Here is a 26869-nt window from a genome sequence, read left to right as displayed (position 1 = left end):
ATTGTTACCGTTCAAAAAGGAGGGTTCAACAATGGAAAATAACAAAAACAGCGAAGAAACGCTTTCCAGTAAGACGACCGGTAAAGGCGAGTCAGAAGACACGCTGACAAACCGGCAGGGCCATCCGGTCACTGACAACCAGAATGTCAGGACAGTCGGCAATAGAGGACCGACGACATTGGAGAATTATGATTTTTTGGAGAAAATCAGCCACTTTGACCGTGAACGGATTCCCGAGCGCGTCGTTCACGCGCGCGGCGCCGGCGCACACGGATACTTTGAGGCGTACGGAAGTTTTGGAGACGAGGAGATTTCTACATACACAAGAGCGAAAGTGTTTCAAAAGAAAGGAATGAAAACTCCGGCGTTTGTGCGGTTTTCTACCGTCAACCACGGAAAGCATTCCCCGGAAACATTGCGTGACCCCCGGGGGTTTGCCGTTAAGCTTTATACCGAAGACGGCAACTGGGATCTGGTCGGCAACAACTTGAAAATCTTTTTTATCCGTGATCCGCTGAAGTTCCCGGATCTTGTGCACGCATTTCAGCCTGATCCTGTTACGAACATTCAGGACGGCGAGCGTATTTTCGACTTCATTTCCCAATCACCGGAAGCGACTCATATGATCACTTTCTTGTTTTCGCCGTGGGGCATCCCGGCCAACTACCGGCAGATGCAGGGCTCAGGCGTCCATGCCTACAAATGGGTCAATGAAGAAGGAAAAGCCGTGCTCGTCAAATATCACTTTGAACCGAAACAGGGCATCCGCAACCTGACACAGAAGGAAGCGGAAGAGATTCAGGGGAAAAACTTTAACCATGCGACACAGGATTTGTATGAAGCGATTGAAAAAGGCGATTACCCTGAATGGGAAGTGTATGCGCAAATCATGACTGATGACGAACACCCCGAGCTGGATTTTGATCCGCTTGATCCGACCAAGCTGTGGTATAAAGACGATTTCCCTTGGAAGCCGATCGGTAAATTGGTTCTGAACAAAAACCCGGAAAACTACCATGCCGAGGTGGAACAAGCGTCATTCGGAACGGGCGTGCTTGTGGACGGCCTTGATTTTTCGGATGACAAATTACTTCAGGGACGGACATTCTCCTATTCAGATACCCAGCGGTACCGCGTCGGCGCAAACTACCTGCAGCTTCCGATCAACTCGCCGAAAAAGCATGTCGCCACCAACCAGGAAGGCGGGCAAATGCAGTATCGGGTCGATCGGGCAGAAGGACAAAACCCGCACGTCAACTATGAGCCGTCCGTTATGGGAGGACTCAACGAAGCAAAGCAGGATGGGAAAGACCATACACCTCATGTCGAAGGCGATGTGAAGCGGGAAGCGATCGACCGGCCGAATAATTTCGGCCAGGCCGGAGAAACATACCGCCGATTTTCGGAATTTGAACGGAACGAATTGATCACAAACCTGGTCAATACGCTTTCTTCCTGCCGGAAAGACATTCAGGATCAAATGATTGAGAATTTCACAAAAGCAGATCCGGACTACGGAAAACGTGTGGCGGAAGGGCTGAAAAAAGCCGCCGAAAGCAACAGCGGCGGGCCGATCGGCACTACTGATACAGCACAAGCCGCAAAACAGGCTGAACAGGAAAGCCATCCGTCTGATCCGTATTAAATAAAAAAACAGGACAATCGCGTCCTGTTTTTTTTTGAGCTAATTCAGCTCCTGTATATTCTGCTCCGCCGCGGCCGCAAATACTTTCGGCTCCGGACAGTCAAGATCTTCATGGAATAAACTTACTTTGTGAATCTGCCGGTTGTCGTACAGATGAAAGTAGTAGTTCCCGGTGTCACAGCACATGACCGACGTATACTGCGTATAATCAATTTCATTCTCCTCTGTGATCACCGCGCCTTTTGGAATATTCACATTGGACAGCACGTGAAAAGCGGCCGTAACGCCATCCGTTTCATGAGCGGCAGGCTCTAAATGCTCTTTCAGATAAGCGGCTCTGATGAATCGGGATGGCGGCGTGTAATCACCGGGAAGCCCGATCGTTCCAGATCCTTGGCCGAAAGCGGTTAATGTCATTCCGCCCAATGTTTTGCTTTCTGACTGCTGCGGCCTGATTCCGATATAATGGCGCAGATTGGTCACATGCCAAGGAAATTCCGGACTGTTGGTCATCACTCCGGGTTTGTTGTCATATACTTTCATTCCCTCCGGTGTCGGCTCGATGACAATGCAGCCGCCCGTGCGGTCTGATAAAATCCAATGAAGAGGCAGCACCGTATCCAATAACATTAACTTCTTCTCTACAATCGTCAGCATTGAGAGCTTTTCCTTTATGTCTTCAAGAGATTCACAGTTTGATAAGGCCCAGGTGACAAACTCATGAGGAGCGATGTGACAGGTGCCCTCCCGTTCCGCTTTCTCGTATCCCGCAAAGCCCGGAAAATACAGCGTCGCACACGACAGCCCTTTTTCATTTACGCCGTCGGCAAACAGAACATTGCCGAGATTTCTCCCCATGCCGATAAATGCGTATTTCGTCTTATGCATCCTGCCGTCAGCTTCGCTTTTCCAGCTGTACTGACGAGGGTAAAGCACGACGTCCGTACCGAGCTGAAATGCAAAATCCATCGTTCGTGCCAATAGGTGATTACCGTCTGTCGTTTTCAATGTAAGACTTGTACACATATCATCAATCCCCTTTTCATTAATGAAATTTACACAAAGTAAACTATTCTTCCAGCTTAACGAATAATGGCTCCATTCGTCAAAAGATTGACACATTTCTCCTTAATACATATTAGTCCGTAAGCATATCCATGCCTTTTAAACCCTGGCAAATCGTTTTGGCGGCAGTGTTTGTTCCGTTTTTCAAAAAAACTTTTGAACGGCTGTCAACGAGGCTTTACAATGTTTTTCCTGCATGCTGGAATTTGTAAACGGCAGGTCAATCTGTTAAGCTATGTCTTTATGTTAAAGAAGAACATACGGAGGAGATTATCTATTGAAAGTAGAAAGGCGAACGATTGAACATATTCCGCATGACGAAAGACACGGAAAGGCTAAAGATTTATTCCCCGTCTGGTTCGGGGCGAATATGCATATTACGACGTTAGTCACAGGCACACTGCCCGTTACAATGGGGCTCGATCTCTTTTGGAGTATCGCCGCCATTATTATCGGAACCTTTATCGGCGCAATCTTTATGGCGTCTCATTCCGCACAAGGACCTCAGCTCGGAATTCCGCAAATGATTCAAAGCCGCGCGCAATTCGGCGTGATCGGAGCGATTCTGCCCCTCTTTTTGGTCATGTTTATCTACCTGGGCTTCTTTGCGAGCAGTACGATTCTCGCAGCCGGTACACTGAGCAGCTTTGTACCGATTCCGGCTTCATGGTGTATTATCGGCTTAAGCGCCATCTGTTTTTTACTCACGATCTACGGTCATGATCTGATTCACAAAATGCAGAAAATCCTCTCTTGGACCTCCTTTGCCGTTTTTTTTGCTGCAACGATTCTTATTTTTCAACTGCCGATTCCTTCAGGAAGCTGGGTGCCCGGCTCATTAGACCTGCCTGTTTTTCTAGTGGCGGTCAGCGCGGTGGCCACATGGCAGCTGGCATACGCACCATATGTCGCAGATTATTCCCGTTATCTGCCGGTCAAAACACCGGCATCGCATACCTTTTGGTACAGCTACGCAGGTACGTCAGTCAGTTCCATCTGGATGATGCTTCTCGGCGCCATTTTGACGACGGCGCTCCCGGAATTTACCGCTAATGCGGGAAATGAGATTGTCCGATTGTTCGGTCCGTTTTCCTTTATTATGCTGATCATCGTCCTGTTCGGGCAAATGGCGATCAACGTCTTTAATTTATACGGAGCCTTTATGTCAACCACGACTACCTTGGAGCCGTTTTTAAAACTGAAGGTGACGCCGAAAACGAGAGTGGTAATGATCCTTTGTGTGACGGCAGCAGGTACTGTATTAAGTCTCTTGGGCCAAAGCAATTTCATGGAACTGTTTTTAAATTTCATCTTTTTCATCAGTTATTTCTTAATTCCATGGACGGCGATCAACCTCGTGGATTACTATTTTATCCGCCGCGGAAAATACCACGTCAAATCGATGTTTGACGTCAACGGGCAATACGGCAGGGTCAATTGGATTACAGCGGCCGCCTTCGTTTTGTCGATTATATTAGAAATCCCGTTCATCAATACATCCTTTTACATTGGGCCGCTCGCTGAAATATTCGGCGGAGGCGACATTGCCTGGGTCATCGGCCTGGCCGTTCCGTCGCTGCTGTATTATGTCCTGATGAAATCAAGGGTAAAACAACAAGAGGCGCCTTCTCTATGAAGACGCCTTTTCTTTATTCATATTCCTTCCATACACGCGGCAGCAGTTCAGAAAGTTCGTGCGCCAATAAGGTATGGGCGGAGCGCTCTTTCGTCCATACCTCCGCACATTCACCGTGAAGGCGGACGGCGTTCAATACGGCATGCTTCGGGTCTTGATGACAGCACAGCATGCCGAGAATCATTCCCGTCAGCGTGTCGCCGGTCCCGCCTTTTGCAAGCGCGCCGTTTCCGGTTGTATTCCTGCGGCATTCCCCGTCGGGAAAAGCGATAATGGTTTCGTTTCCTTTCAAGACAATCGTGACGTGAAGCCGCTCCGCCCATTCTGTGGCATATCCCGCTCTGTTCTGCTGAATCTCTTGAATCGGAAGGCCTGTCATTCTGGAAAATTCGCCGGGATGAGGCGTCAAGATCACGGGGGCTTTCCTCTTTGGATAGGTTCTTTTCGTAATGGCGCCCGCGTCCAGTATGACGGGATAATCGGCAGAAAGCAGCTGATCAGCCGCCTGCTGCACTTCGTCTGTTTGGGGAAGGCCCGGTCCGATGGCAGCGGCCCGGATGGTTTCCCCGGGCTGGCCCGCCGCGGCTTTTTTCCAGCCGTCACGCCAGTACGTCGCTTCCGGCAGCACCGGGACGATAAGCGGAATGACGCCTGCCGATGTACCGATGACGAGCTTGCCGACACCGCTTCTCATCGCGCCCAATCCGGCCAGAAGGGCGGCTCCCGGCATGTCATCGCTCCCGGCCAGCAATAACGCCGTCCCGAACGTCCCCTTATGGCTGTCTGCCTCCCGCTTCGGCAGCGTATCTTTCACATCCTGTTCCGTCCAATCCATTATATTCATCTCTGTACCTCCTCTTCTGTCTCCTATTTATATTCCAAACAAGAAGAGATTTTAAACCGCACAAAAAAAACAGCCGCTTGTTTGCGGCTGTTTATGTTCTGATCGGAACATCAAGACGGTAAAGCTTCCGGTACCGTTCGTTTTCTGCAAGAAGCTCTTGATGGGTTCCTTCCATTTCTGCTTTTCCATTTTCTAAAAAGACGATTTTATCAGCTGTTTCCACACCCGCTAAATGGTGTGTAATCCAGAGGATCGTTTTCTCTTTAAAGACATCAAAAATCGTATCAAGCAATTCGCGTTCAGTGACCGCATCAAGGCCGACCGTCGGTTCATCAAGGATAATGACCGGCGTGTCTTGGAGCAGAATACGGGCAAGCGCGATCCGCTGCCGTTCCCCGCCTGAGAAACGAATCCCCGTCTCCTGCACGGACGTTTCATATCCGTCAGGCAGTGATTCAATATAATCATGCAGCTTCACTTGCCGAGCCGCACGCTTAACATCTTCATCACTCGCCTTGCCGTTTCCGAGCCGGATATTGTTCATAATGCTCGTGTTAAAGAGATGAGGTTTCTGATTCAAAACGGCCACCGCTGAGGAAATCTGCTCCTGCACGGCCGCAGTTTCCAGCCCGTTCAGCATCACTTTGCCCGAATCGGGAACTAAGGCGCCTTCAATTAAAGCGAGAGAGGTCGACTTACCGGAGCCGCTCCTGCCGAGCAGCGCCATTTTTTCACCTTGGCGGAGAGTGAAGGAAAAACGGTCAAGCACATGACTGTGCTGATCATAAGAAAACGTCACGTTATCAAATGTAAGTGTCACATCAGATACATCCAGTTTCTCATCTGTCTGCTTCACCTCACGACTTCGCAGCTCCGGAGCCGCCTGACTCATTCTATTGATGGAATCCTGATAAGAAGGCACTTCCGTCAGCGCATCCGAAAGGGGCAGAAACGCCTCCGTCAATGGAAATACGACGAGCACAAAGGCCGCGATCATCGTGTTGGCAATGCTGCCGTCCGCATACTGACCCGCCGTCCAGAACAGCATGATCAATATGAAGCCGCCGACAAGGCATTGCGCGGCGAGATCACGCCATCTCGTAAACCGCTGACGTTTGCTTTCAAGATCAAACCATGCCTTCTCTTTCTCTTCATAAGAGGAAATAAAGGCCGCCTGGCGTCCCGAGAACATCCAGTCGCTCACGCCGAGCACGGCATCTGTAAGCCGGCTGTAGAGCGTATTCCGGCCGCTTTTCAGCCTCATGTTTTTCGCTCTCGTCACAAGAAGCGACACAACCGGAAACAATACAACCAATATAAACAGATAAATCGCCGCAAAAGCGGCAAACGGCCAGGAAAAAAAGCCGAGTCCGATAACGGATGCCGCATACAGCAGCAAAGCGGAAACCGCAGGGAAAATCGTTTTTAAAAACGCATCCTGCAAATGCTCAATATCCTCAGCCAAAATGCCGAGCATGTCGCCCGTCCGAAAACGGGATGAAAGCATGAGCGAGGCCGGCTCCAGCATATTGTAAAGCCGCACCCTCATGTCGGACACGATTTTCAAAATGATATGGTGCCCCGTCAGACGCTCGGCGTACCGTGAGACTGAACGGGCAATCCCGAAGGTCCGCACGGCTACAATCGGAACGTACACCAGCAGGATATTCTCAGGCCTAGCCGCCGACTTAGAGATCAAAAAACCGGAAGTGAACATGAGAAAGGCCGCCGAAAAAATCGTCACCGCGCCTAAAAAAATCACAAGAACAAACAAACGGGCATTTTGCTTCATATACGGCAGAATCCATTCTTCTTTTCTCATGTTCTTTCCCCCAGTTGCGCCTTTACAAGTTTGGCGTATACGCCTTGTTTCGCCATCAATTCGTCGTGGGTGCCGATTTCCGCCACCGCGCCGTCATCAAGCACGATAATTTCGTCCATCTCAAGCATCCAGTGAAGACGGTGAGTGGCCAGAAAAACAAGTTTGTTTTCAAACAGGTCTTTCATCGTTTCTTTTATTTCATATTCTGTTTCAATATCAAGGTGAGCGGTCGGCTCATCCAACAGGAGAATCGGCCGGTTTCCTAAAAAGGCTCTGGCCAGCGCGACACGCTGAGCCTGCCCTCCGCTGAGCGCCCGTCCGCCCTCGCCGATCCGGCCGTCAAGACCGCCGGGCAGATCACGGATCAGTTCGGAAAGACCCGCCGATCTAGCGGCCTGCGCCGTGTCCTCACGCGAAGCATCAGGATGATAAAACCGGATATTATTCAAAAGCGTGTCATCAAAAATGTATGGGTGCTGCGGAATATAAAGCAGCTGCTTCTGCCAGCCGTCCGACTGCAGATGCGAGCGGGATTCACCGTTTACCTTGATCTCACCGGACGCAGGCTCTAAAAAGCCGCCCAGCACATCAATGAGTGTCGATTTTCCCGCACCGCTTTCCCCGATAATTCCGATTTTCTTCTTCCCTTTAAAGGACAGATGAAATTCAGACATCGATTCCCGGACGGACAAACGCGTAAGCTGTAATTCATCCCGGTCAGTCCACGTATCAAGTTCGAGCGGCTTTTCTTCTTTAAAACCGGGCTGCGCCAAAATCGCTTGAATGGTTTTCCCCGCCTCCTGCCCGTTTAACGTCGCGTGGTAATCATTTCCCACTTCGCGGACCGGGAGAAAATATTCAGGCGCGAGAATGAGCGCGGTCAATGCCGGCCCGAGCAGAATTTGTCCGTCTATCAGCCGCAAGCCGAGAAACACCGCCACTGTCGCCACCGACAGCATCGTAAAGAAATCCAGGGCGAATGAAGATAAAAACGCGACCCGGAGCGTGCTCATCGTCGCCTTGCGGTATCTCTCACTGACATGAAAGATGTTTTCACTGTGTGATTTGCTTAATCCTAAAAACCGCAATGTCTCCAGTCCGCGGAGCGAATCCACGAAATGATTGGAAAGCGTCTGATAGGACTTCCATTGGCGATCGGCTTTTTTCTGTGCGACAAGTCCGAGCAGAATCATAAATACAATCAAAATCGGAAGCGCAAGAATCAGAATCAATGCCGATGTTTTATCCTGAAAAAACACGTAAATAACAACGGCCGCCGGCACAATCGCCATGCTGACCATTTTCGGCAGAAACAGCTCTAAATAACGGCGGAACTGGCTGATGCCTTCCATCGCCAGCGTCACCATCCGGCCTGTCCCCTCTTTTTTCACAAAGCGGGGGCCGAGACGGAACAATTGCTCAAGAAATCTTTTTCTTAAGTCCGCGCCGGTTTGCGCGGCATATTGGTACACGATTTTCTGCCGGACCGCTGTCACCGCATGCCGGATCAAAAACGCAAGCAGGAAAAAGCCGATAACCGGATAAAGAGAAGCAATCCGCTTCCCGTTAAATAATCCGGTTACCGCCTGGCTCAGCCATTCCGCCTGCAAGATGATGGCGGCCGTTTGTATAATCGTTAATCCCGTAATGATCGCAAGAATCCGCTTCATTCCTTTATAAAGAAACAGGTCTTTTCCCATTAATAAGTCATAGGCTCCTTATGGCTGACGCGTTTCCGGAAGACATAATAGCTCCAGATCTGACTGCCGATGACAAACGGCAGCAGAGTCAGTGCGGCAATTGTCATGACCTTAAGTGAATAATCACCGGAAGACGCGTTAGCTACTGTTAAGTCATACGCGCTTTTCAGCGAGCTGACCATGACGCGCGGGAACAGAGAGATAAAAATCATCGCAACTGTCAAAGCAAGACCCGCGCCGGTCATACCGAATGCCCAGCCGTCTTTTTTCTTGCTCATGAACACAACAGCAAGAACGTTGCAGATGACAATCAGCACGAATACCGGAATCGTGATGTTTGCCCGGCGTGTAAACATGTCCGTATCGTATGCAGACATCGCAAAGAAAGCAAGTACAACAAGAAAGATAACACCGATTACGCGTTTTGCCATTTTTCTCGCACGCTCTTGTAAATCACCGATCGTGCGCAGGGTGATAAACATTAAACCGTGCAGGAATGAAAGAAGGGTGACGGCTGCTCCGCCAAGGACGGAATACACGTTCACAATATCTGAAAAACCCGCATGCATATTCATATGGCCGTCAATCGGCATGCCGCGGAACAAGCTTGTGAAGATAAGGCCGAATACAAACGGCGGGATAAGGCTGCCGAAGAAAATCACCCAGTCCCATGTTTTGACCCATTTTAAATGATTCACTTTTCCGCGGAATTCAAACGCCACGCCGCGTCCCATTAAAGCAAGAAGGATGATGATAAACGGAATATAATATCCGCTCAGCATCGTCGCATACCAGTTCGGGAATGCCGCGAAGATCGCTCCCGTACCTGTCAGCAGCCATACCTCATTCGCATCCCAGAACGGGCCGATGGTGTTAATCAGCACTCTGCGTTCTAATTCATTATGGCCAAGAAATCGGGTCGAAATGCCGACACCGAAATCAAAACCTTCTAAAAAGAAAAATCCGACAAACAAAACTGAAACGAGTATAAACCAAAGATCATGAAGTGACCCCATGGTAGACCTCCTGACTGAACGGATCCGTTGATACAGGAACATCCTTGTGATCATCATGGTCCGCACCTTTTTTAATTTCACGAACGAATAGGAAGACAAGCAGCGCGCCTAAAATCAAGTACATGACGCCGAAGCCGATAATTGAAAACAGCAGAGATCCCGTCGTTACGTTAGGCGAAACGGATTGTGCGGTCGTCATTTGCCCCATGACCGTCCACGGCTGGCGGCCGATTTCAGTCATAATCCAACCGGCAGAGTTCGCAATGAACGGGAATGCGATCAGCGCGATCATGCCCCGTAAATACCACTTGCTCGTATGAAGCTTTTTGCGGCGGTTCAGAATAAAGCCGGCAATCGCGGCAAAAATCATAAGCGCGCCCGCTCCCGCCATAATGCGGAAACTCCAGAACGTCGTTTTGACAGGCGGGATATAGTCGCCTTTTCCGTACGTTTTTTCATATTCTTTTTGAAGTGTTTTCATCCCTTTCACACTGCCGCTGAACTTCTGGTAAGCCAAGTAGCTGAGTGCGTAAGGAATTGAAATTTCTGATGTGTTTTTTTCTTTATTCGTATCAATGTTCGCAAAAGCCGTCCACGCGGCAGGATCACCGCTGTCATCCCAAAGCGCTTCACTGGCAGCCATTTTCATCGGCTGCGATTCCATTAAATGCTCAGCCTGCATATGTCCGCTGAACGCAACGCCGATACCGGCGATCAGACCGACAATCATCGAAAGCTTGAAAGATTTATGGAAGAAAGGCACTTCTTTTTTCTTCAATAATTTAAATGCGCTGACACCGGCGATAAAGAAAGCACCCGTCGCAAGCGCCCCGAAAATGACGTGAGGGAATTCAACCCAAAGCTGAGGGTTTGTCAAAAGCGCCCCGAAATCATTCATTTCCGCTCGGCCGTTTTTAATCGTAAAGCCGACCGGCTCCTGCATGAATGAGTTTGCCGTCAAAATCCAGAAAGATGACATAATCGTTCCGAAAGATACAAGCCAAATGCAAAGCAAATGCACTTTTTTAGATAAACGGTCCCAGCCGAAAATCCATAATCCGATAAAAATAGACTCCATAAAAAACGCCAAAAGCGCTTCAATCGCAAGCGGAGCCCCAAATACGTCTCCGACAAAACGGGAATAATCAGACCAGTTCAATCCGAACTGGAATTCCTGAAGAATCCCTGTGACGACGCCGACAGCGAAGTTAATTAAAAAGAGATGCCCCCAAAATTTAGCCATTTTGAGATAGGTCTCTTGTTTTTTGACAACATAAAGCGTCTCCATCAAAGCAACCATAAACACAAGCCCGATAGACAAAGGCACAAACAAGAAGTGAAACAATGTTGTAGATGCAAATTGAATGCGGGCTAATACCAACTCACTCATGATGTTTTTCCTCCAATCTGGTAAATTGCTCAACATTTCACAAACATAGCGAAATCATTGCTCGGTATTTCACAAAAAATGATATATTTGCTCAATGTTTCACAAATTCGTCAAAACTATTGAAATATCAGCCTGTACACCCTGGGGGACAGCGGCTGTCATAGAAATGATTCAATATCATTACTTTACAACGATTCAGCCTAAAAAAAAAGATCAATATACCTAAAATAAGGCTGAAATTGTGACCGATTATTGTCGGATTTGTAGAGATTTTATGTCAGCACCTAGGATATTTGTCCCTTTGATATCGTACCTCTTTTTTATTCGTGTGGCGAACAAAATGCTTTTCTCGGTGAAAAAGCCCGCCAAATCGCCATTTTGAGAAAGAAAATGTGAAGAAAGCATGCCCCCTAGTAAATTCATAATATATGAACAATTTAAATTTTTTAGTATACTTTAAATGGGGATATTTTTTCACTACATAACGACTGGGGGAACAAGCATGGGAGAACTTCAACCAAAATTGCAAACGGATTCAATCCAAAAACAGGAACGGACTGATAACTGGTTTGCCAGAGCAATGAATATAAGAATCGGCATTATTCCTCTTCCTATCTATATCCTGCTTTTCTTGCTTATTACGGTGTTTGTCATGAGCCGTGATGTAAAAAGCGACATTCTGACATCAATTGCCGTCATGAGTTTTTTCGGATTTACCTTCGGCCAGATCGGAAAATCCATTCCGATCGTGCGTTCCATCGGCGGCCCTGCGATTCTCGCAACCTTTATTCCATCCGCTGTCGTCTACTACCACCTGCTTCCGAAAGACATTATTACTTCAACAACAAAATTCACAGAAAGCTCCAACTTTCTCTATCTATTTATTGCCGGTATCGTCGTCGGCAGTATTCTCGGGATGAAAAGAGAGACGCTCGTCAAAGCTTTCGTTAAGATTTTTATTCCGCTGATCGCCGGCTCGATCGCGGCCGCCATCGTCGGCTTATGCGTCGGGACGCTGCTCGGGCTCGGCTTTCAGCACACACTGCTTTATATTGTCGTTCCGATTATGGCGGGGGGTGTCGGTGAAGGCGCGATTCCTTTATCCATCGGCTACTCCGATATTATGCCGATGTCCCAGGGAGACGCCTTTGCGCTTGTGCTGCCGTCCATCATGCTCGGCAGCCTGTGCGCCATTATGTTATCGGGTTTGCTGAATGTCATCGGGAAACGCAAACCGGAATGGACGGGCAACGGGAAGGTTGATAAGTCTGATCATTCCGCTCCCGCATTGGAACAGCCGGCCAATGATAAAACGTTTGATTTGTCCTTTTTCGCTTCAGGCGGTATTTTAGCGGTTTCCCTCTATTTGGTCGGCATGCTGGCGCATGATTTCTTTCAGCTTCCGGCTCCTGTCGTGATGCTCGTCCTTGCCGTTCTCATTAAGCTGTTCAGGCTGGCGCCGGCTTCGATTGAAAACGGAGCCTTCGGCGTCTCGCGCTTTTTCTCGACAGCCGTGACCTATCCGCTCTTATTTGCGATCGGCGTTTCAATGACACCGTGGGACAAGCTGATTGCGGCGTTTACGATCAGCAACATCATTACCATTTTATCAATCGTCGTCACGATGATGGCCGTCGGTTTTCTGACCGGAAAATGGCTGAATCTGTACCCGATTGAGACGGCGATTATTAATGCCTGCCATTCCGGCCAGGGCGGCACCGGCGACGTCGCGATCTTGAGCGCCGCTGAACGGCTTGAGCTTATGCCGTTCGCCCAAGTGTCGACCAGAATCGGCGGAGCGATTACCGTGAGTGTCACCCTTCTGCTGCTTCATCAATTCTATTAAACTGAAAAAAGCCTCCGCATATGCGGAGGCTCTGTTATTTCATCACATTTTGAATATAAGAGCCGAATGCCGCGCCGGACATGCCCGGCGACACACGGACGCGGTGAAGCCCGTAAAGCCCCTGATCTCTTGACGCCGCTCCCGGCTCCGTCGTAACCGCCATACGGTAGCCTGACGCGGCGGCGGCTTTTAATGTTTCCTTATTATATCGTCCGACTGGGTAGCTGATCATAGACGTCCGCTGCCCGAACATTTGATCAAATAAACGCTTAGAGTCCTTCATTTCACGTCGCTGCTGCTGCGGTGTGAGCCCGTTCAATTCGAGATGGTTCATCGTATGGCTCTGAATGGAAATGCCGTGGGCGGCCATCTCCTTCATCTGCTTCTCAGTCAGATGATTCTTATGCCCGATAAAGTTTCCGATCATAAAGATTGTCGCTTTCATCTTGTATTTCTTTAAAATGGGATAGGCCGCTTTCACATTGTCGGTATAGCCGTCATCAAATGTGATCAGAACACATTTTTCACGCGGCTCCTTATCCTCCGTCAGCATCAGATAGGCTTCTTCAGGAGTCATCGTATAATAGCCGTGATCATGAAGCCACTTCATATGCTGCCGGAATTCTTCCTTCGGCACACGCAGGCTGTTTCCCTCTGAAATGCTGTGGTACATCAGAATCGGCAGTCTTGCCGTTCCTTTCGTTTGAACCCAGGCGGACGTATCCGGCTCTTTTTTGATTTGCCTCTTTACAGACTTTTTATCGTGGTGCGCTTCTGCCTTCGAAATCCTTTGTTCGGCGCTTGCCTCATGACCCGAGCAGGCGGCAAGCGTAAACACGGCAGCCAAAAGGCACATGCACATGATCATGCGTTTCATCGTTTTCCTGCTTTCTGTCTTCTATTTACTTTTTATATCGGTTATGCGTCATAAATTGTTACATCAAAAAAGCCGGACATCCAGCTGTCCGGCTTTGCGTTATGAGCGGATTCTGATTTCTGTTTCACTGTCAAAAAAGTGAGCTTTATTCATGTCGAAAGCGACGGTCAATTCTTCACCGGCATGAATGTCATGGCGGGCGTCAATCCGGGCGATAAAATCCTGATCCCCGATCCGGGAATAAACCATAATTTCTGACCCGAGCAATTCCGCGACATTGATTTTAGCTGTGATGGATGAATTCTTATAGGATTCTACCACAATCAGCTCATCATGTATGTCTTCCGGACGGATGCCGAAGATAACATCTTTGCCGGCATACCCTTTTTCCCGGAGCATTTTCATTTTCCCTTCCGGCACGCTGAGAGCGGCTGAACCGATCTGAATGGCGCCGTCCGTCAGCTTTCCTTTGAAAAAGTTCATCGCTGGGGAGCCGATAAACCCGCCGACAAATACGTTTTCGGGATGTTCATACACGTCTTTCGGTGTGCCGATCTGCTGAATTTTTCCGTCCTTCATGACGACGATGCGTGTCGCCATCGTCAGTGCTTCTGTTTGGTCGTGCGTCACATAGATTGTGGTTGTTTGCAGCCTTTGATGCAGCTTAATAATTTCTGCCCGCATCTGCACCCGAAGCTTTGCGTCCAGATTTGACAGCGGCTCATCCATTAAAAACACTTTGGCGTCCCTGACAATCGCCCGGCCTAATGCAACCCGCTGCCGCTGCCCGCCGGAGAGCGCCTTCGGTTTGCGGTGCAGATACTCTGTGAGCCCAAGCATTTTCGCCGCTTCTTCGACCCGTTTTTTTATCTCAGGTTTCGGCATCTTCCTCAGCTTCAGACCGAAAGCGATATTATCATAGACCGTCATGTGCGGATATAACGCATAGTTTTGAAACACCATGGCGATATCCCTGTCTTTAGGAGCGATGTCATTCACTCTCGTGTCACCGATATAGAAATCGCCCTTCGTAATGTCTTCCAGCCCGGCAACCATCCGTAATGTTGTCGACTTGCCGCACCCCGACGGACCGACAAACACAATAAACTCTTTATCTTTAATATGAAGGTTAAAATCATCGACAGCCGCTTCTTTTTGATCGTAATACTTATAAATATGCTCCAGCCGAAGTTCCGCCATGTCATCTCCCCCTTTTTGTAAACGCTTTCTTTAATAGGATTGTAACAGCGTCAGACGGCGGCGGATATAGGCAATGTTCATAAAAAAAGTCCGCTGCCTTCGTGCACATTTCCCATTTAATGTGATTTTTCATACTGCAGACAAATGAAATAAGCCAGCAGGGCGCCCCGATATGTCTTAATATCAATACCCGAGCGTTCCGCAAATTTATCAATCCGATATTGAAGACTGTTGCGGTGCAAATGCAGTCTTTTCGATGTGAGCGACATGTTCGAGTTATGTTCAATAAAAGTCTGAATCGTATGCTTCAGCTCCGGTTCTTTCTGAAACAGCAGCACCGCTTCTTCGTGAAGCAAGGCTGAGAGCTTTTCTCTGCTTTCTTCCATGAGCATAGCCGGAAATACCGTTTCCGCGGTCAGCGTGCTCAGCTGCGGGAGATGACGCCGGCCAATCTGACAATATTGCTGTTCTCTCCGATAATGAAGGCGCAGACGTTCTCCCGCGCCGTAATACCTTCCGATGAAAAAACGGACACTGAAATAAAAATCGCCTTCGAGAATCTTCACAAAAGATGCGATGTCATCCGAATCTGGCGCTTCCAGCTTTTCTTCCTCCACAATCACGCCCTGATCCCTTCCCGTCCGGACAACTGTATATGAAACCGGCCAGAAATGGCGCAGCGCTTCCGTAAATGCCCCCCAGTCCCGTTCTCCCAATAAGTCATAATGGATAAAACGGACACGCGGCTCCTTGACATCAGGCACCGGGCCTTCTTCCAGCAGAAAACGCCGCCACCTCTTTGCTGCCGCCGTCTCCGGAAAAAAATCGCCTTTTTCTTCAGCGGGCGTCAAAAGTGATTCCAGAAGCAGTTTCTCCTTCGGGGTGATATCCTCCTTCGGAATGGCGACATAGACCCGCCTTTTCTCATCATAAAAGCAAAAGACATCCTCCGCCGTACAGCACTTATCAGACAACACAGCCCTCGGGTAAATTGCCAATAACGGGTTCATATGCGCTCCTCTCTATCGCTCTATCATATTTTCAGTATAAAACGTCCGGCCGATTGTATCCACTTCGTTTTAAGAAACAGCTTTCAGGCTATTTCCCGGGAAACGGATCATAACAGCTTCTGCCGGCATAAGAAAAAAACCCTCCGCGCCGGCAGAGGGATCCTTTTTATTTAGAGATATCGACGAAGCCTTCACCAAAGACGTCACGCACATCATGAACAATGACAAACGCTTTTGTATCACAGCTTTTAATAATTTTTTTGAGCATGGAAAGCTCTTGTTTCTGGATGACGATATATAAAATTTCCTTCGACTGCCCCGTGTAATTTCCTTTACCCGACAGCAGCGTGACCCCTCTGTCCATAAGCGTGTTGACCTGTTCAGCGATTTCGTGCTTATGCTCAGATATAATCGTCACCGCTTTTTTCGTATTCAGGCCTTCAATGATAAAGTCCATCACCTTCGTTCCGATGTACAGCATGACAATGGTAAACATCATTTTTTCTGCACCGATGATGAAATAAGAACTGAAGACGACAATCAGATCAAAGAACAAAAGCGCATAGCTGATATTCCAATCGAGATATTTGTTCGCAATCCTCGCCAAAATGGCAGAACCCGCAGTCGTGCCTCCGACTCGAATAATGATCCCGATTCCGACACCGGCAAACACACCCGCAAAAATAGTATTAATAATGAGTTCATGTGAAGGCGAGTGCCAATCATGCGTCAGATGCAGAAACAGTGAATTGGCGACAACGGTAATGATCGTATAAAGCGTTGTTTTTCCGTCTAAAAATTTATATCCGATAATCAATAAGATTCCGTTCAAAATGATATTCGTCACCCCGGGCGACCATTCAAACACATAGTACAAGATCAGGGTGATTCCCGTTACCCCGCCCTCTCCAAGATCATTCGGAATGGCGAATAAATTAACGGCCAAAGCAAAGATAAAAGCCCCAATAATCAGCATCAGCACATCCAGCAATCTCTTTTTCATCCCAGACACTCCCTTTATATAAAATCAAAAAAGCCCGGGAGAGCACTCTTCATTAAAAGAGCAGAAACTCCCGGGCTTTTATCCCAACGTGTCACAGCAGGACCTGCTGTGTGTTTTCTCTCGGTCCAGACCAATTCAGCATTGCGGAACCCTAGAAAACCACTGTTTTTTATGTTCAGTTTTTGTATATCTTTCAAGATTATACGGGAAATCACGAACATGTTCAACCACTCTTTTTTCCATAAACGTATAAAAAATTCGAACGATCTGCCGATACTAAAAAAGGCCCTTAAAATACGTGACTAAAAAATCATTAAAATACTTTTTTTCTCAAAATATCATTGACTATAGGTTATTTTACAGGCATTATAGTATGTAGTTTTCAAGAAATAGTTTACATAGGAGGAAATATTATGGCAGGCAACCTGGTGTCTTGTAAGGCATGCGGCAAAGAAATCGCTAAAGGCGTTAAAAAATGCCCAAACTGCGGTAAAGATCAGAGAAACTTTTTTATGAGACATAAAATTATCACATTGCTTCTGGCAGTAGTGGTTATTATCATTCTCGTAAACATCGGCGGCGGAGGCGGATCTTCATCATCTAAAACCGCGTCTTCAAAAGCTGCGGAATCCAAGGAAAAACTGTATAACATCGGTGACACTGTTAAGACTGAAAAAACAGAAGTTACTGTTACCAAAGTGGAAAAAAGAGATTCAGTAGGCTCTCAATTTGTCGAGAAAAAAGCATCTGACGGCGGCGTTATCGTAGCTGTTCAATACACAGTTAAAAATGTTTCAAACAAGCCGTTAAGCTCTTTCTCCATTCCAAGAGCGAAATTAGTAGATTCTAAAGGAACATCCTATGATTCAGATATTGATGCTTCTTCAAGCTATGCAACAGAAACAAAAGTAGACAACAGTAAAATTTTAAGTGACTTGAACCCGAACATTAAAGTTACTGACGTAAAAGCCTTTGAAGTTGATAAAAACGCATACTCTAAAGGTACTTGGAAAATTAAATTCAGCAACGATGTTGAAGTGAAAATTAAATAATGACCGTATAAAAGAGACCTTCACCATTTGAAGGTCTCTTTCTTTTTACACCTTTTGGTACCCGTTCACATTGGAGGACTGCCACTTCCAAGAGTCGGCGCACATTTCTTCAAGCCCGCGCTTTGCTTCCCAGCCTAATTCAGCCTTCGCTTTTGCCGGGTCTGCGAAGCATGCGGCGATGTCTCCCGGGCGCCGGGCGGCAAAACGGTACGGCACTTCTTTTCCTGATACTTTTTCAAACGCCTTGACCATCTCAAGAACGCTGTAGCCTCTTCCCGTGCCGAGATTATAGGCGTCGGCGCCCGTTGTGTCCAGCACCTTTTCAAGCGCTCTGACGTGGCCCTCGGCAAGGTCAACGACATGGATGTAATCCCGCACGCCGGTGCCGTCCTTTGTCGGATAATCATTGCCGAACACCTGCAATTGCTCAAGCTTGCCGACAGCGACTTGTGCGACGTACGGCATTAAATTATTCGGGATGCCGTTCGGGTCTTCTCCGATCCGCCCGCTCGGGTGCGCGCCGAACGGATTAAAGTAGCGGAGCAGCGCAATGCTCCATTCAGAGTCCGCTTTATGCAGATCGCGTAAAATCTGTTCCAGCATCAGCTTTGTCTGCCCGTAAGGATTCGTGGCGCTTAAAGGAAAATCCTCAGTGATCGGCGTTGTTTCCGGAACGCCGTAAACCGTCGCTGAAGAACTGAAGACGATTTTTTTCACGCCGTGTGCCTGCATGGCTTCACATAAAATAAACGTTCCCGTCAGATTATTATGATAATAACGGAGCGGAACAGCCACAGACTCACCGACGGCTTTTAATCCCGCAAAATGAATGACGGCTTCAATCTCATTTTCAGCAAACACCCGGTGAACGGCGTCACGGTCAAGGAGATCCGCTTCATAAAACACAAGCCCTTTTCCGGTAATGTCTTTCACACGCTCCAATGCTTCCGGTGAACTATTTGACAGATTATCCAGAACCACGATGTCATAGCCGCCGTTTAACAGCTCGACACATGTGTGGCTTCCGATATAACCCGCTCCGCCTGTCACTAAAATCGCCATGAAGAAAGCCTCCCCTATTGAATGAATTGACCATATTATATCGGTTTTTTCTTCCTCAATCATCCATTTCCAAAAAGTTTAATCGTTTAGTCATCGTTTCTTCATAATTTGTTTTCATTCGCGTAATACACAGAGCCCTCGATTCAAACGGGTTGTGAAATAGAAATCCCTCCCCCGCGCATGGTAAGATAAGACAAAGGAGATGACGGTATGAAAAAAGAAATCATTGAACGCTTTACCTCTTACGTAAAAGTCGATACACAGTCTGACGAAAACAATGAAAACTGCCCTTCAACCCCCGGCCAGCTGACATTGGCCAACATGCTGGCAGATGAATTAAAGTCGATCGGCATGACAGAAATCACAGTCGATGACAATGGGTACGTCATGGCGACTCTGCCGGCAAATACGGATAAAGACGTGCCGACTGTCGGTTTTCTGGCTCACGTGGACACCGCGACTGATTTTACCGGAAAAAATGTGAATCCTCAGATTATTGAGAGCTACGACGGACATGATATCGTTTTAAATGACAAACTCAATGTCGTCCTGTCGCCTGAGCAATTCCCGGAGCTCTCCCGCTATAAAGGCCAGACGCTGATCACAACAGACGGCACGACGCTGCTCGGAGCCGACAACAAAGCGGGCATTGCCGAAATCATGACGGCAATGGCGTACTTGATCAAACATCCGGACATCAAACACGGAACGATCCGGGTCGCGTTCACGCCCGATGAAGAAATTGGCAGAGGCCCTCACAAATTCGATGTCGGCCGCTTCAACGCGGCATTCGCCTACACGATAGACGGAGGCCCCCTCGGCGAACTGCAATATGAAAGCTTTAACGCAGCCGCCGCAAAGCTTACTTGTTACGGAAAAAGCGTCCACCCGGGAACGGCGAAAGACAAAATGGTCAACGCTTCAAAAATCGCGATGGAATTTCATCACGCGCTGCCGAAAGAAGAAGCGCCGGAATATACGGAAGGGTATGAAGGCTTCTATCATTTACTTTCCATGAACGGAGACGTTTCTGAAGCCGCCCTGTCGTACATCATCAGAGACTTTGACAGAGACCGCTTTGCAGAACGAAAAGAATATATGCAGAAAACCGCCGATGCGCTGGCGGCCAAATACGGCAACGAAAGCATCAAGCTTGAACTGCGTGATCAATATTACAACATGAGAGAAAAAATCGAACCGGTCAAAGAGATAGTCGATGTCGCCTATCAAGCCATGAAAAACCTCGATATCGAACCGATTATCGAACCGATCCGGGGCGGAACCGACGGATCACAGCTCTCTTACATGGGGCTGCCGACACCGAACATTTTCACGGGCGGCCAAAACTTCCACGGAAAATATGAATACATTTCCGTCGATCATATGGAAAAGGCGGTAAACGTCATTGTTGAAATCGCCAGGCTCTTTGAAGAGCGCGCTTAAAACCAAAGCCCCCTGCTTTGGTTTTTTTCTTTCACATGAAACCTTTCCTTCTTTCTTTCCGTATATAAGGTATGAAATGGAAAGAAGGAGTGAAGACTATGGCAAGAGGGACTGTAGCGAAAGAATTGAAAAAAACTTTAAAAGACCCGCGTGTTCTGGAGACGAAATCAAACCCTTTTAAAAAGCTGCGGAAAATGTTCAAACGATTTTTTTAAGATAACATCTCGTTTTCTTTAAAAAAATAAAGAAAGCGCTGTCATCCTGCAGTCATCTGTTAGAAGCAGTTATTTTGCATATTATAAGATTTTTTAGGGTACTGAATAACACAGGGCAAACGAAAACAACGAAGTAGTTAATTTGATGCTTACAAAAAATAGTGAAAAAGTTATATAAACGATCATCATTCATCAGCCGATACAATCTATAGAACCACAACAAGAGCAAAATTTCTTCAACCCATAGTCATTTTTACGGAAAATGACGTTATTTTTTAAAAAAGTGACAATTGTTTGAATACTTTTCGTTTGTTTTTTCGTACAATAATAATACCAAAACTTTTTTTGGGAGGTATGTAAAATGATGCTACTTATTTTTGCTGCTTTGACAGGGTATCTTGTTTTCTCTTTCAGTAAGGACAACCGCCGGAAAACGCCAAAGACAAGCCCGCTGGTGACAGCTGCCGACACGAATAACATCATTGATTTAAATGCGATCCGTCAAAAACGCCGGATGCCGATATCATAAAAACGACAGCTGCCGCAAAATCGGCAGCCTTTTTTTAATGCACCCGGCCGATATGAAACCAACCGCCTCCTTTTTTCGTACAACATAAAAAAGGAGTTTTTTTATGTACCATTTTTACATCAAAGAGCGAATGTTTACGTTTAAGAATCGTTTTCAAGTGTTTCTTGAAAGCGGAAAAGAAGTCTACAATGTTGAAGGAAAGCTGTTTTCATTCGGTGATGAACTGAAACTCACTGATTTGGACGGCCGCACGCTCGCCAGCGTCAACCAGAAACTGATGTCGCTCGTTCCCCGTTACGAGATTTCCGTCAGCGGCAAACCCGTCTGCCAAGTCATCAAGAAAGTCACGCTTTTCAAACCGAAATTTGAAATTTCCGGACTCGGCTGGGATCTTACCGGCGATGTGTGGGGCCGGAATTTTCAAGTGACAGACGGAAAATCAAACCGGATGACTGTCACCAAATCATGGATGAGCTGGGGCGATTCCTATCATTTGCAGATTGAAAAGGAAGAGGATATCGTTCTTTGTCTCGCGATCGCCATTGTGATAGATATGATTCTATTTGAGGGTGACAAATAAAAATATTTATCGAAATATATTGACAATATGAGAAAACATACTAAGATTAATAGTATTACAGTTTATTCTGAAAAATAGCATATTTCCTTATCAAGAGAGGTGGAGGGACTGGCCCTATGATACCCGGCAACCGCTGTTCAGCAGAATGGTGCTAAATCCTGAAGATAAGGTTGAGATTTGCGGACGCAAGCTCTTCCCTATCCGAGGGAAGAGTTTTTTTATATTTCATCAGGAAAGAAGGAATCGTTCATGTCACAGCAAAACACAGAACAACCATTGCATACGCTTCTAAGAAAAAACCCGCCGTTTCGCGCGGATCAGGTCGGAAGCCTGCTGCGGCCGGCGGCTGTGAAGCAAGCCCGCCTGCAAAGAGCGGCGGGTGAGATTTCGGCAGAACAGCTGCGCGAAATCGAAAACAAAGAAATCATCCGCAGTGTGAAAAAGCAGAAAGAAACCGGCCTCAATGTCGTGACTGACGGCGAATTCCGACGGGCCTGGTGGCATTTTGATTTTCTCGAAAATTTAGACGGCGTCGAAGCGTTTACGCCTGAAAGCGGCATTCAGTTTCACAACGTACAGACGAAAGCGCGCGGCATTAAAGTAACGGGAGACATTGATTTTTCTCAGCATCCGATGCTCGAAGATTATAAATTCCTGCACAGCATTGCCGGCGATGCTGTTCCGAAAATGACCATCCCAAGTCCGAATATGCTGTTTTTCCGCGGAAAATTGGAAAAAGCGTCCTACCAGAATGATTACAAACAATTTCAGCACGATGTGTCAAAAGCGTATAAAAAAGCGATTCAAGCTTTCTATGACGCCGGGTGCCGCTACCTTCAGCTCGATGACACCGCATGGGCCGTTTTCTTATCAGAAGCGGGGCTTCGTCAGATTGAAGCTTTCGGCACGACGCCGGATGAGCTGCGTAAGCTGTTTGCCGCTTCCATTAATGACGCCATCAAGGATCGCCCTGACGATTTGAAGGTTACGATGCATATCTGCCGCGGCAACTTCCAATCCACATGGACGGCTGAAGGCGGCTATGATGCAGCGGCTGAAACGATTTTTGACGGGCTTGACCTTGACGGATTGTTCCTGGAATATGATGATTCCCGCTCCGGCGGCTTTGAACCGCTCCGTTATGTCAAACGCTCTGATCTTCAGCTTGTGCTTGGTTTGATTACGTCGAAACACGGCGAACTTGAAGACAAGGACGCGATTAAACGCCGGATTGAAGAAGCTTCACAATATGTCAGCCTGGACCAGCTTTGCCTCAGCCCGCAATGCGGATTCGCCTCCACTGAGGAAGGAAACCTGATCACAGAAGAACAGCAATGGGCGAAACTGCGCCATGTCGTCAACATTGCCGGAGAAGTCTGGAAATAAAAAAAAGACACGCGATTAGCGTGTCTTTTCCGTTTTACAGCAGACCGGTTCCGATTAAAATATCGATATCTATCGTGACAGCAGCCTCTTTCCGGCTGATAAACCGCTGGATGCTGTCATCAGTACATTTCCATGTTAAGGGCGTCATTTTCACAAGCCGCTCGAGGTCAGGCTGCGCTAAGGTCTTTGTGTAACACAGCCGTTTGCGCTCAAAGGTTTGAAAGCCCGCTTGGAATCGTCCGGCCGCAGAATCGGCGGTGTCATTCAGCCGAGGGCTGTCTCCGAAGAAGAATTCCCTTACTTCCTTCAAATAATCACGCCGCGGCACCGCTTTAATGACTGTGCCGCCCTTTCGTAAAAGCCTGCTGCATTCCTTGTAATTCCAAGGTGATAAAACAGACATCACGACATCAAAACAGCTGTCGGCAAACGGCGCATCCGCCACATCAGCGACGGCAAAAACCATATGATTCCCGAAGGCCTTTGCGGCATGCAGCACACCTTCTTTCGAGAGATCAATGCCGATTCCCGTCACGGAAAAAGCAGGCTGAAGCCATTTGCATACGGCGGCTAAATGAGACCCTTCTCCGCACCCCGCATCCAATATCGCCGCTGATGTTTGCGGAGATTGAATATGGGTGATGATGGCGGCAATCTCCTTTTGAACCGGCGCAAAAAATTCCCGGCTGTCAAAAAGCTCGCGTCTCGCTTCGAACAGTTGCCTGTCATAGCGGGTTTTGACCGATTTATTGAGGAAATTCACATATCCTTGTTTTGATATATCAAATGTATGCCCCTGTCCGCAAATCAAGCTTCGGTATTGTGAGACCGCCATGGCCGACCGGCATAGCGGACACCTGAACACGGACTGGCATGATTGCAGTAATTCCGCGCGTTTTCTTTTTATAGACGTCAAAAAAACACCTCATTCATTCGTTATTCCGATGAAATGAAAAAGGCATAGACAAATAAACCTCGCCAAATCGGAAGGTTTAACCTATTCATCTATACCTCTCATTATCTGTAACGAATGAACTGGATGATCACGAAAATGACCCCTTTTCTGCCGTCTTTTGAAGGCTGTGCCCTCAGATCCATTTTATCAGCTGCATCCCGTCTTTACAATGAATCGGAACGGTTTTCAGGGGTTTTTTATACCTTTATTATCCAATTACTTATGCACATCCTTTATTTTCTTTATTTATAATATAAATTTATTATTTTGAAAATATCTAAAAAGGTTGATTTTCAAAAATTGAAACGATAAAATACTGCTATCTCATGTAATATCGTTATTCTTGTATATGATCAGTAATATGGTCTGATTGTTTCTACCTAGTGCCGTAAAAGACTAGACTACAAGAAAGTTTGCATAAATTTGAACGAGTGAAAAGCATATGATGCTGTCAGTCTATTCTTTTCTTTTGGCTCTTATTTATCACACTTTCTGGCTTTCAGGAATTTGTGACGAATAAGAGCTTTTTTTATTTCCATAATACCCTTATAGGAGTTGCTCACATGTACTTTTTATTGAACATTGTCGGTCTCATTGTTGTCATGGCTGTTGTTTTCTTATGTTCTCCCAACAAGAAGAAGATTAAATGGCGTCCGATTGTCATGCTCCTCGTCTTTGAGTTTCTGATTACTTGGTTTATGTTAGGGACAAAAGTCGGCGGCTTTGTCATCGGGAAGATCGGCGCGTTCTTTACATGGCTGATTTCCTGCGCCAGTCAAGGGATTGCGTTCGCTTTTCCGTCTGTCATGGCGAACCCGACGGTTGATTTTTTCTTCAGCGCATTGCTGCCGATTATCTTCGTCGTGACCTTCTTTGATATGCTGTCGTATTTCGGTATTCTGCCGTGGCTCATTGATAAAATCGGCTGGCTGATTTCTAAAATATCCCGTCTGCCGAAGCTGGAGAGCTTTTTCTCCATCCAGATGATGTTTTTAGGAAATACGGAAGCTTTAGCCGTCATCCGCCAGCAGCTTGCCGCCGTCAGCAACAATCGGCTTTTGACATTCGGGCTGATGAGCATGAGCAGCATCAGCGGCTCGATCATCGGATCATACTTGACGATGGTTCCGTCCACTTATGTGTTTACAGCCATCCCGCTGAATTGCTTAAACGCGCTTTTAATCGCCAATATGCTGAATCCCGTGGACGTTTCTAAAGAGGATGATATTATTTACGTTCCTTCAAAAGCGGAGAAAAAAGACTTCTTCTCCACGATTTCTAACAGTATGCTTGTCGGCATGAACATGGTCATTGTCATTTTAGCGATGGTAATCGGCTATGTGGCGTTAACGGCCGCGTTAAACGGCGTACTCGGGCTGTTCATGCACGGGTTGACCATTCAAAAGATTTTCTCATACATCTTCAGTCCGTTTGCCTTCCTTCTCGGATTAGGCGTACATGACGCGATGTATGTCGCACAGCTGATGGGCATCAAGCTCGCGACGAATGAATTTGTGGCAATGGCCGATCTGAAAGGGCAGCTGAATTCACTTCCGCCGCACACGATTGCCGTGGCTACGACATTCCTGACATCATTCGCAAACTTCAGCACCATCGGTATGATCTACGGATCTTATCAATCTCTGCTTGATGGTGAAAAATCAGCCATCATCGGAAAAAACGTCTGGAAGCTGCTTGTCAGCGGAATTGCCGTTTCCTTATTGAGCGCGGCGATTGTCGGATTGTTTGTCTGGTAATAGAAAAAGCGATACCGCTCCGTTTTGGAGTGATATCGCTTTTTTTTATTGATAGACGGATGCAGGTACGAAAACGTCCCGGATTCCTGCCGCGTACGGCCCGAGATCATATTGTCCGAACACAACGGCAATGCCGTTTTTCGTAAAGAAAAAAGGTCTTTCATTATTCAGGATGATCTCTTGTTTTTTGACGTCCTGATCGAACAGATCGTCATGTTTCTTGATGTAGCCGTAAAGATAGTCTCTCGTTTTGTTAGCTTTCGTTTTTGTATTCAGCACATTATCGAGTGTGACCCGTTTTTTCGCGGCCAGGTCGTAATTAAAGGTCTGAACGGATGTCAGCCCGTGTGCGCCGCCTGTGTAACTGTAGTCTTCCGTCTGAATGCTGAGCTTGCCGTCTTGATTATACTTCACCTTAAAATCTGTTTGGTATTCCGCTTTGTAGCCTTGTTTTTCACCGTCTTTTTTGTTTTTCACATATTCTTTGTACGATTGTTCAATATAGCGCTTGAAGTCCTGATTGACTTTCTTTTCAAAAGATGCGTTTCCCGTATTTGTGACCTCGGGGTATGTCAGCTGTTTTACATGCTTATACGTATGGCTTTTGACAACGGGCTTTGCAGTTTGCGCGGCCTCGGCTGAAGGCGCGAAACCTCCGAACGGCGCGGCTGTCAGCACGGTTAAGAGCACAGCCGCCATCATTTTGAATGCCTTTTTCATCACAACTCCTCCTTTTCATTACCGTTCCCTTTTTGAAAACGGGTTACACTCTATAGACAGCGCGGATCAGCAAATTGTTTCTGGGCCTTCTTTCACATTTTCTCCATGAAAAAAAG

The 26869-nt window shown here is 47.2% G+C and carries 22 protein-coding genes and 3 riboswitches; of the genes, 9 read left to right on the top strand and 13 right to left on the bottom strand.

Annotated features, from left to right (window positions below; genetic code table 11):
• The first annotated feature begins 31 nt into the window (after positions 1-31).
• Positions 32-1645: a catalase KatX gene (katX, locus tag BR62_RS0100870; RefSeq protein WP_032869377.1), complete on the top strand. Its 1614-nt coding sequence runs from the start codon at positions 32-34 to the stop codon at positions 1643-1645.
• A 39-nt stretch (positions 1646-1684) separates the two neighbouring features.
• Here the strand turns inward: katX and BR62_RS0100865 are convergent, their stop codons facing one another.
• Positions 1685-2671, bottom strand: coding sequence for a choloylglycine hydrolase family protein (locus BR62_RS0100865; RefSeq protein ID WP_032869375.1), 987 nt, complete (start codon positions 2669-2671; stop codon positions 1685-1687).
• 316 nt (positions 2672-2987) lie between these two features.
• Between BR62_RS0100865 and BR62_RS0100860 the strand changes: the two genes are divergently transcribed.
• A complete protein-coding gene (locus tag BR62_RS0100860; protein WP_015240847.1) occupies positions 2988-4346 on the top strand; it encodes a purine-cytosine permease family protein in 1359 nt (452 codons plus the stop codon).
• Positions 4347-4359: 13 nt separating this feature from the next.
• Here the strand turns inward: BR62_RS0100860 and BR62_RS0100855 are convergent, their stop codons facing one another.
• The 5 genes from BR62_RS0100855 to BR62_RS0100835 all read right to left on the bottom strand — a co-directional run bounded on the left by BR62_RS0100855 (position 4360) and on the right by BR62_RS0100835 (position 11118).
• Positions 4360-5190, bottom strand: a complete 831-nt coding sequence (locus tag BR62_RS0100855; RefSeq protein WP_032869373.1) for an NAD(P)H-hydrate dehydratase — start codon at positions 5188-5190, stop codon at positions 4360-4362.
• A gap of 91 nt (positions 5191-5281) precedes the next feature.
• The gene (gene cydC / locus BR62_RS0100850; protein ID WP_032869371.1) at positions 5282-7012 is read right to left on the bottom strand and encodes a thiol reductant ABC exporter subunit CydC; all 1731 of its coding nucleotides are present in this window, start codon (positions 7010-7012) and stop codon (positions 5282-5284) included.
• Entirely contained in the window at positions 7009-8712 is a 1704-nt protein-coding gene (gene cydD / locus BR62_RS0100845; protein ID WP_032869369.1) for a thiol reductant ABC exporter subunit CydD, read from the bottom strand. The genes cydC and cydD overlap by 4 nt, the downstream gene beginning before the upstream one ends.
• Entirely contained in the window at positions 8712-9728 is a 1017-nt protein-coding gene (cydB, locus tag BR62_RS0100840) for a cytochrome d ubiquinol oxidase subunit II (protein ID WP_032869368.1), read from the bottom strand. Before cydB ends, cydD begins: the two co-directional genes overlap by 1 nt.
• The gene (locus BR62_RS0100835; RefSeq protein WP_007407763.1) at positions 9712-11118 is read right to left on the bottom strand and encodes a cytochrome ubiquinol oxidase subunit I; all 1407 of its coding nucleotides are present in this window, start codon (positions 11116-11118) and stop codon (positions 9712-9714) included. The genes cydB and BR62_RS0100835 overlap by 17 nt, the downstream gene beginning before the upstream one ends.
• 502 nt (positions 11119-11620) lie before the next feature.
• Here BR62_RS0100835 and BR62_RS0100830 point away from each other — a divergent pair.
• On the top strand, positions 11621-12964 hold the full coding sequence (locus tag BR62_RS0100830; protein ID WP_032869366.1) for a citrate/malate transporter CimH: 1344 nt from the start codon (positions 11621-11623) through the stop codon (positions 12962-12964).
• 34 nt (positions 12965-12998) lie between these two features.
• Here BR62_RS0100830 and BR62_RS0100825 read toward each other — a convergent pair whose 3' ends face one another.
• The 4 genes from BR62_RS0100825 to BR62_RS0100810 form a co-directional block, all read right to left on the bottom strand.
• Complete coding sequence (locus BR62_RS0100825; RefSeq protein ID WP_032869364.1) at positions 12999-13841, bottom strand: polysaccharide deacetylase family protein; 843 nt, start codon at positions 13839-13841, stop codon at positions 12999-13001.
• A gap of 99 nt (positions 13842-13940) precedes the next feature.
• A complete protein-coding gene (locus tag BR62_RS0100820; RefSeq protein WP_017418599.1) occupies positions 13941-15041 on the bottom strand; it encodes an ABC transporter ATP-binding protein in 1101 nt (366 codons plus the stop codon).
• Positions 15042-15157: 116 nt separating this feature from the next.
• Positions 15158-16051 carry a PucR family transcriptional regulator gene (locus BR62_RS0100815; RefSeq protein ID WP_032867864.1) on the bottom strand — a complete coding sequence of 298 codons (894 nt, stop codon included), beginning with the start codon at positions 16049-16051 and terminating at the stop codon, positions 15158-15160.
• Between the two features lie 166 nt (positions 16052-16217).
• Complete coding sequence (locus tag BR62_RS0100810; RefSeq protein WP_003150818.1) at positions 16218-17054, bottom strand: YitT family protein; 837 nt, start codon at positions 17052-17054, stop codon at positions 16218-16220.
• Positions 17055-17119: 65 nt separating this feature from the next.
• Positions 17120-17220: riboswitch (guanidine-I (ykkC/yxkD leader) on the bottom strand.
• Positions 17221-17566: 346 nt separating this feature from the next.
• Between BR62_RS0100810 and BR62_RS0100800 the strand changes: the two genes are divergently transcribed.
• The gene (locus BR62_RS0100800) at positions 17567-18106 is read left to right on the top strand and encodes a DUF4352 domain-containing protein (protein ID WP_120655388.1); all 540 of its coding nucleotides are present in this window, start codon (positions 17567-17569) and stop codon (positions 18104-18106) included.
• Positions 18107-18151: 45 nt separating this feature from the next.
• Here the strand turns inward: BR62_RS0100800 and galE are convergent, their stop codons facing one another.
• Positions 18152-19168: a UDP-glucose 4-epimerase GalE gene (gene galE / locus BR62_RS0100795; RefSeq protein ID WP_032869362.1), complete on the bottom strand. Its 1017-nt coding sequence runs from the start codon at positions 19166-19168 to the stop codon at positions 18152-18154.
• 210 nt (positions 19169-19378) lie between these two features.
• On the opposite strand from galE, the gene pepT reads away from it, so the two are divergent.
• The 4 genes from pepT to BR62_RS0100780 all read left to right on the top strand — a co-directional run bounded on the left by pepT (position 19379) and on the right by BR62_RS0100780 (position 23321).
• Entirely contained in the window at positions 19379-20611 is a 1233-nt protein-coding gene (gene pepT / locus BR62_RS0100790) for a peptidase T (protein WP_020958041.1), read from the top strand.
• A gap of 576 nt (positions 20612-21187) precedes the next feature.
• Complete coding sequence (locus BR62_RS19650) at positions 21188-21355, top strand: hypothetical protein (RefSeq protein ID WP_164833845.1); 168 nt, start codon at positions 21188-21190, stop codon at positions 21353-21355.
• A gap of 103 nt (positions 21356-21458) precedes the next feature.
• Positions 21459-21935: an LURP-one-related/scramblase family protein gene (locus tag BR62_RS0100785; protein WP_022553977.1), complete on the top strand. Its 477-nt coding sequence runs from the start codon at positions 21459-21461 to the stop codon at positions 21933-21935.
• An 84-nt stretch (positions 21936-22019) separates the two neighbouring features.
• A riboswitch (SAM riboswitch) is annotated at positions 22020-22106 on the top strand.
• Between the two features lie 78 nt (positions 22107-22184).
• Positions 22185-23321 (top strand): 5-methyltetrahydropteroyltriglutamate--homocysteine S-methyltransferase, encoded by a 1137-nt coding sequence (locus BR62_RS0100780; protein ID WP_015418525.1) that lies wholly within the window; start codon positions 22185-22187, stop codon positions 23319-23321.
• A gap of 34 nt (positions 23322-23355) precedes the next feature.
• On the opposite strand, the gene BR62_RS0100775 is transcribed toward BR62_RS0100780, so the two are convergent.
• Positions 23356-24237: a methyltransferase domain-containing protein gene (locus tag BR62_RS0100775; protein ID WP_020958043.1), complete on the bottom strand. Its 882-nt coding sequence runs from the start codon at positions 24235-24237 to the stop codon at positions 23356-23358.
• A 362-nt stretch (positions 24238-24599) separates the two neighbouring features.
• Positions 24600-24700, top strand: a riboswitch (purine riboswitch).
• A gap of 139 nt (positions 24701-24839) precedes the next feature.
• On the opposite strand from BR62_RS0100775, the gene BR62_RS0100770 reads away from it, so the two are divergent.
• The gene (locus BR62_RS0100770) at positions 24840-26033 is read left to right on the top strand and encodes a NupC/NupG family nucleoside CNT transporter (RefSeq protein WP_007407776.1); all 1194 of its coding nucleotides are present in this window, start codon (positions 24840-24842) and stop codon (positions 26031-26033) included.
• Positions 26034-26078: 45 nt separating this feature from the next.
• Here BR62_RS0100770 and BR62_RS0100765 read toward each other — a convergent pair whose 3' ends face one another.
• Positions 26079-26753: a DUF3298 and DUF4163 domain-containing protein gene (locus BR62_RS0100765; RefSeq protein WP_007407777.1), complete on the bottom strand. Its 675-nt coding sequence runs from the start codon at positions 26751-26753 to the stop codon at positions 26079-26081.
• Positions 26754-26869: the final 116 nt, after the last annotated feature.

The organism is Bacillus sp. UNC69MF, from assembly GCF_000746035.1.
Lineage (GTDB): Bacteria > Bacillota > Bacilli > Bacillales > Bacillaceae > Bacillus > Bacillus velezensis.
This window is presented reverse-complemented; position numbering and strand designations above follow the sequence as displayed.

Excerpts from the sequence above, each read along its gene's own strand:
- katX (WP_032869377.1), top strand. The coding sequence starts at position 32 with ATGGAAAATAACAAAAACAGCGAAGAAACGCTTTCCAGTAAGACGACC.
- cydD (WP_032869369.1), bottom strand. The coding sequence starts at position 8,712 with ATGGGAAAAGACCTGTTTCTTTATAAAGGAATGAAGCGGATTCTTGCG.
- pepT (WP_020958041.1), top strand. The coding sequence starts at position 19,379 with ATGAAAAAAGAAATCATTGAACGCTTTACCTCTTACGTAAAAGTCGAT.
- BR62_RS0100820 (WP_017418599.1), bottom strand. The coding sequence starts at position 15,041 with ATGGCGGAACTTCGGCTGGAGCATATTTATAAGTATTACGATCAAAAA.
- BR62_RS0100810 (WP_003150818.1), bottom strand. The coding sequence starts at position 17,054 with ATGAAAAAGAGATTGCTGGATGTGCTGATGCTGATTATTGGGGCTTTT.
- BR62_RS0100770 (WP_007407776.1), top strand. The coding sequence starts at position 24,840 with ATGTACTTTTTATTGAACATTGTCGGTCTCATTGTTGTCATGGCTGTT.
- BR62_RS0100855 (WP_032869373.1), bottom strand. The coding sequence starts at position 5,190 with ATGAATATAATGGATTGGACGGAACAGGATGTGAAAGATACGCTGCCG.
- BR62_RS0100865 (WP_032869375.1), bottom strand. The coding sequence starts at position 2,671 with ATGTGTACAAGTCTTACATTGAAAACGACAGACGGTAATCACCTATTG.
- BR62_RS0100780 (WP_015418525.1), top strand. The coding sequence starts at position 22,185 with ATGTCACAGCAAAACACAGAACAACCATTGCATACGCTTCTAAGAAAA.
- BR62_RS19650 (WP_164833845.1), top strand. The coding sequence starts at position 21,188 with ATGATGCTACTTATTTTTGCTGCTTTGACAGGGTATCTTGTTTTCTCT.
- cydB (WP_032869368.1), bottom strand. The coding sequence starts at position 9,728 with ATGGGGTCACTTCATGATCTTTGGTTTATACTCGTTTCAGTTTTGTTT.
- BR62_RS0100825 (WP_032869364.1), bottom strand. The coding sequence starts at position 13,841 with ATGAAACGCATGATCATGTGCATGTGCCTTTTGGCTGCCGTGTTTACG.
- BR62_RS0100785 (WP_022553977.1), top strand. The coding sequence starts at position 21,459 with ATGTACCATTTTTACATCAAAGAGCGAATGTTTACGTTTAAGAATCGT.
- BR62_RS0100800 (WP_120655388.1), top strand. The coding sequence starts at position 17,567 with ATGAGACATAAAATTATCACATTGCTTCTGGCAGTAGTGGTTATTATC.
- cydC (WP_032869371.1), bottom strand. The coding sequence starts at position 7,012 with ATGAGAAAAGAAGAATGGATTCTGCCGTATATGAAGCAAAATGCCCGT.
- BR62_RS0100835 (WP_007407763.1), bottom strand. The coding sequence starts at position 11,118 with ATGAGTGAGTTGGTATTAGCCCGCATTCAATTTGCATCTACAACATTG.
- BR62_RS0100830 (WP_032869366.1), top strand. The coding sequence starts at position 11,621 with ATGGGAGAACTTCAACCAAAATTGCAAACGGATTCAATCCAAAAACAG.
- BR62_RS0100765 (WP_007407777.1), bottom strand. The coding sequence starts at position 26,753 with ATGAAAAAGGCATTCAAAATGATGGCGGCTGTGCTCTTAACCGTGCTG.
- BR62_RS0100815 (WP_032867864.1), bottom strand. The coding sequence starts at position 16,051 with ATGAACCCGTTATTGGCAATTTACCCGAGGGCTGTGTTGTCTGATAAG.
- galE (WP_032869362.1), bottom strand. The coding sequence starts at position 19,168 with ATGGCGATTTTAGTGACAGGCGGAGCGGGTTATATCGGAAGCCACACA.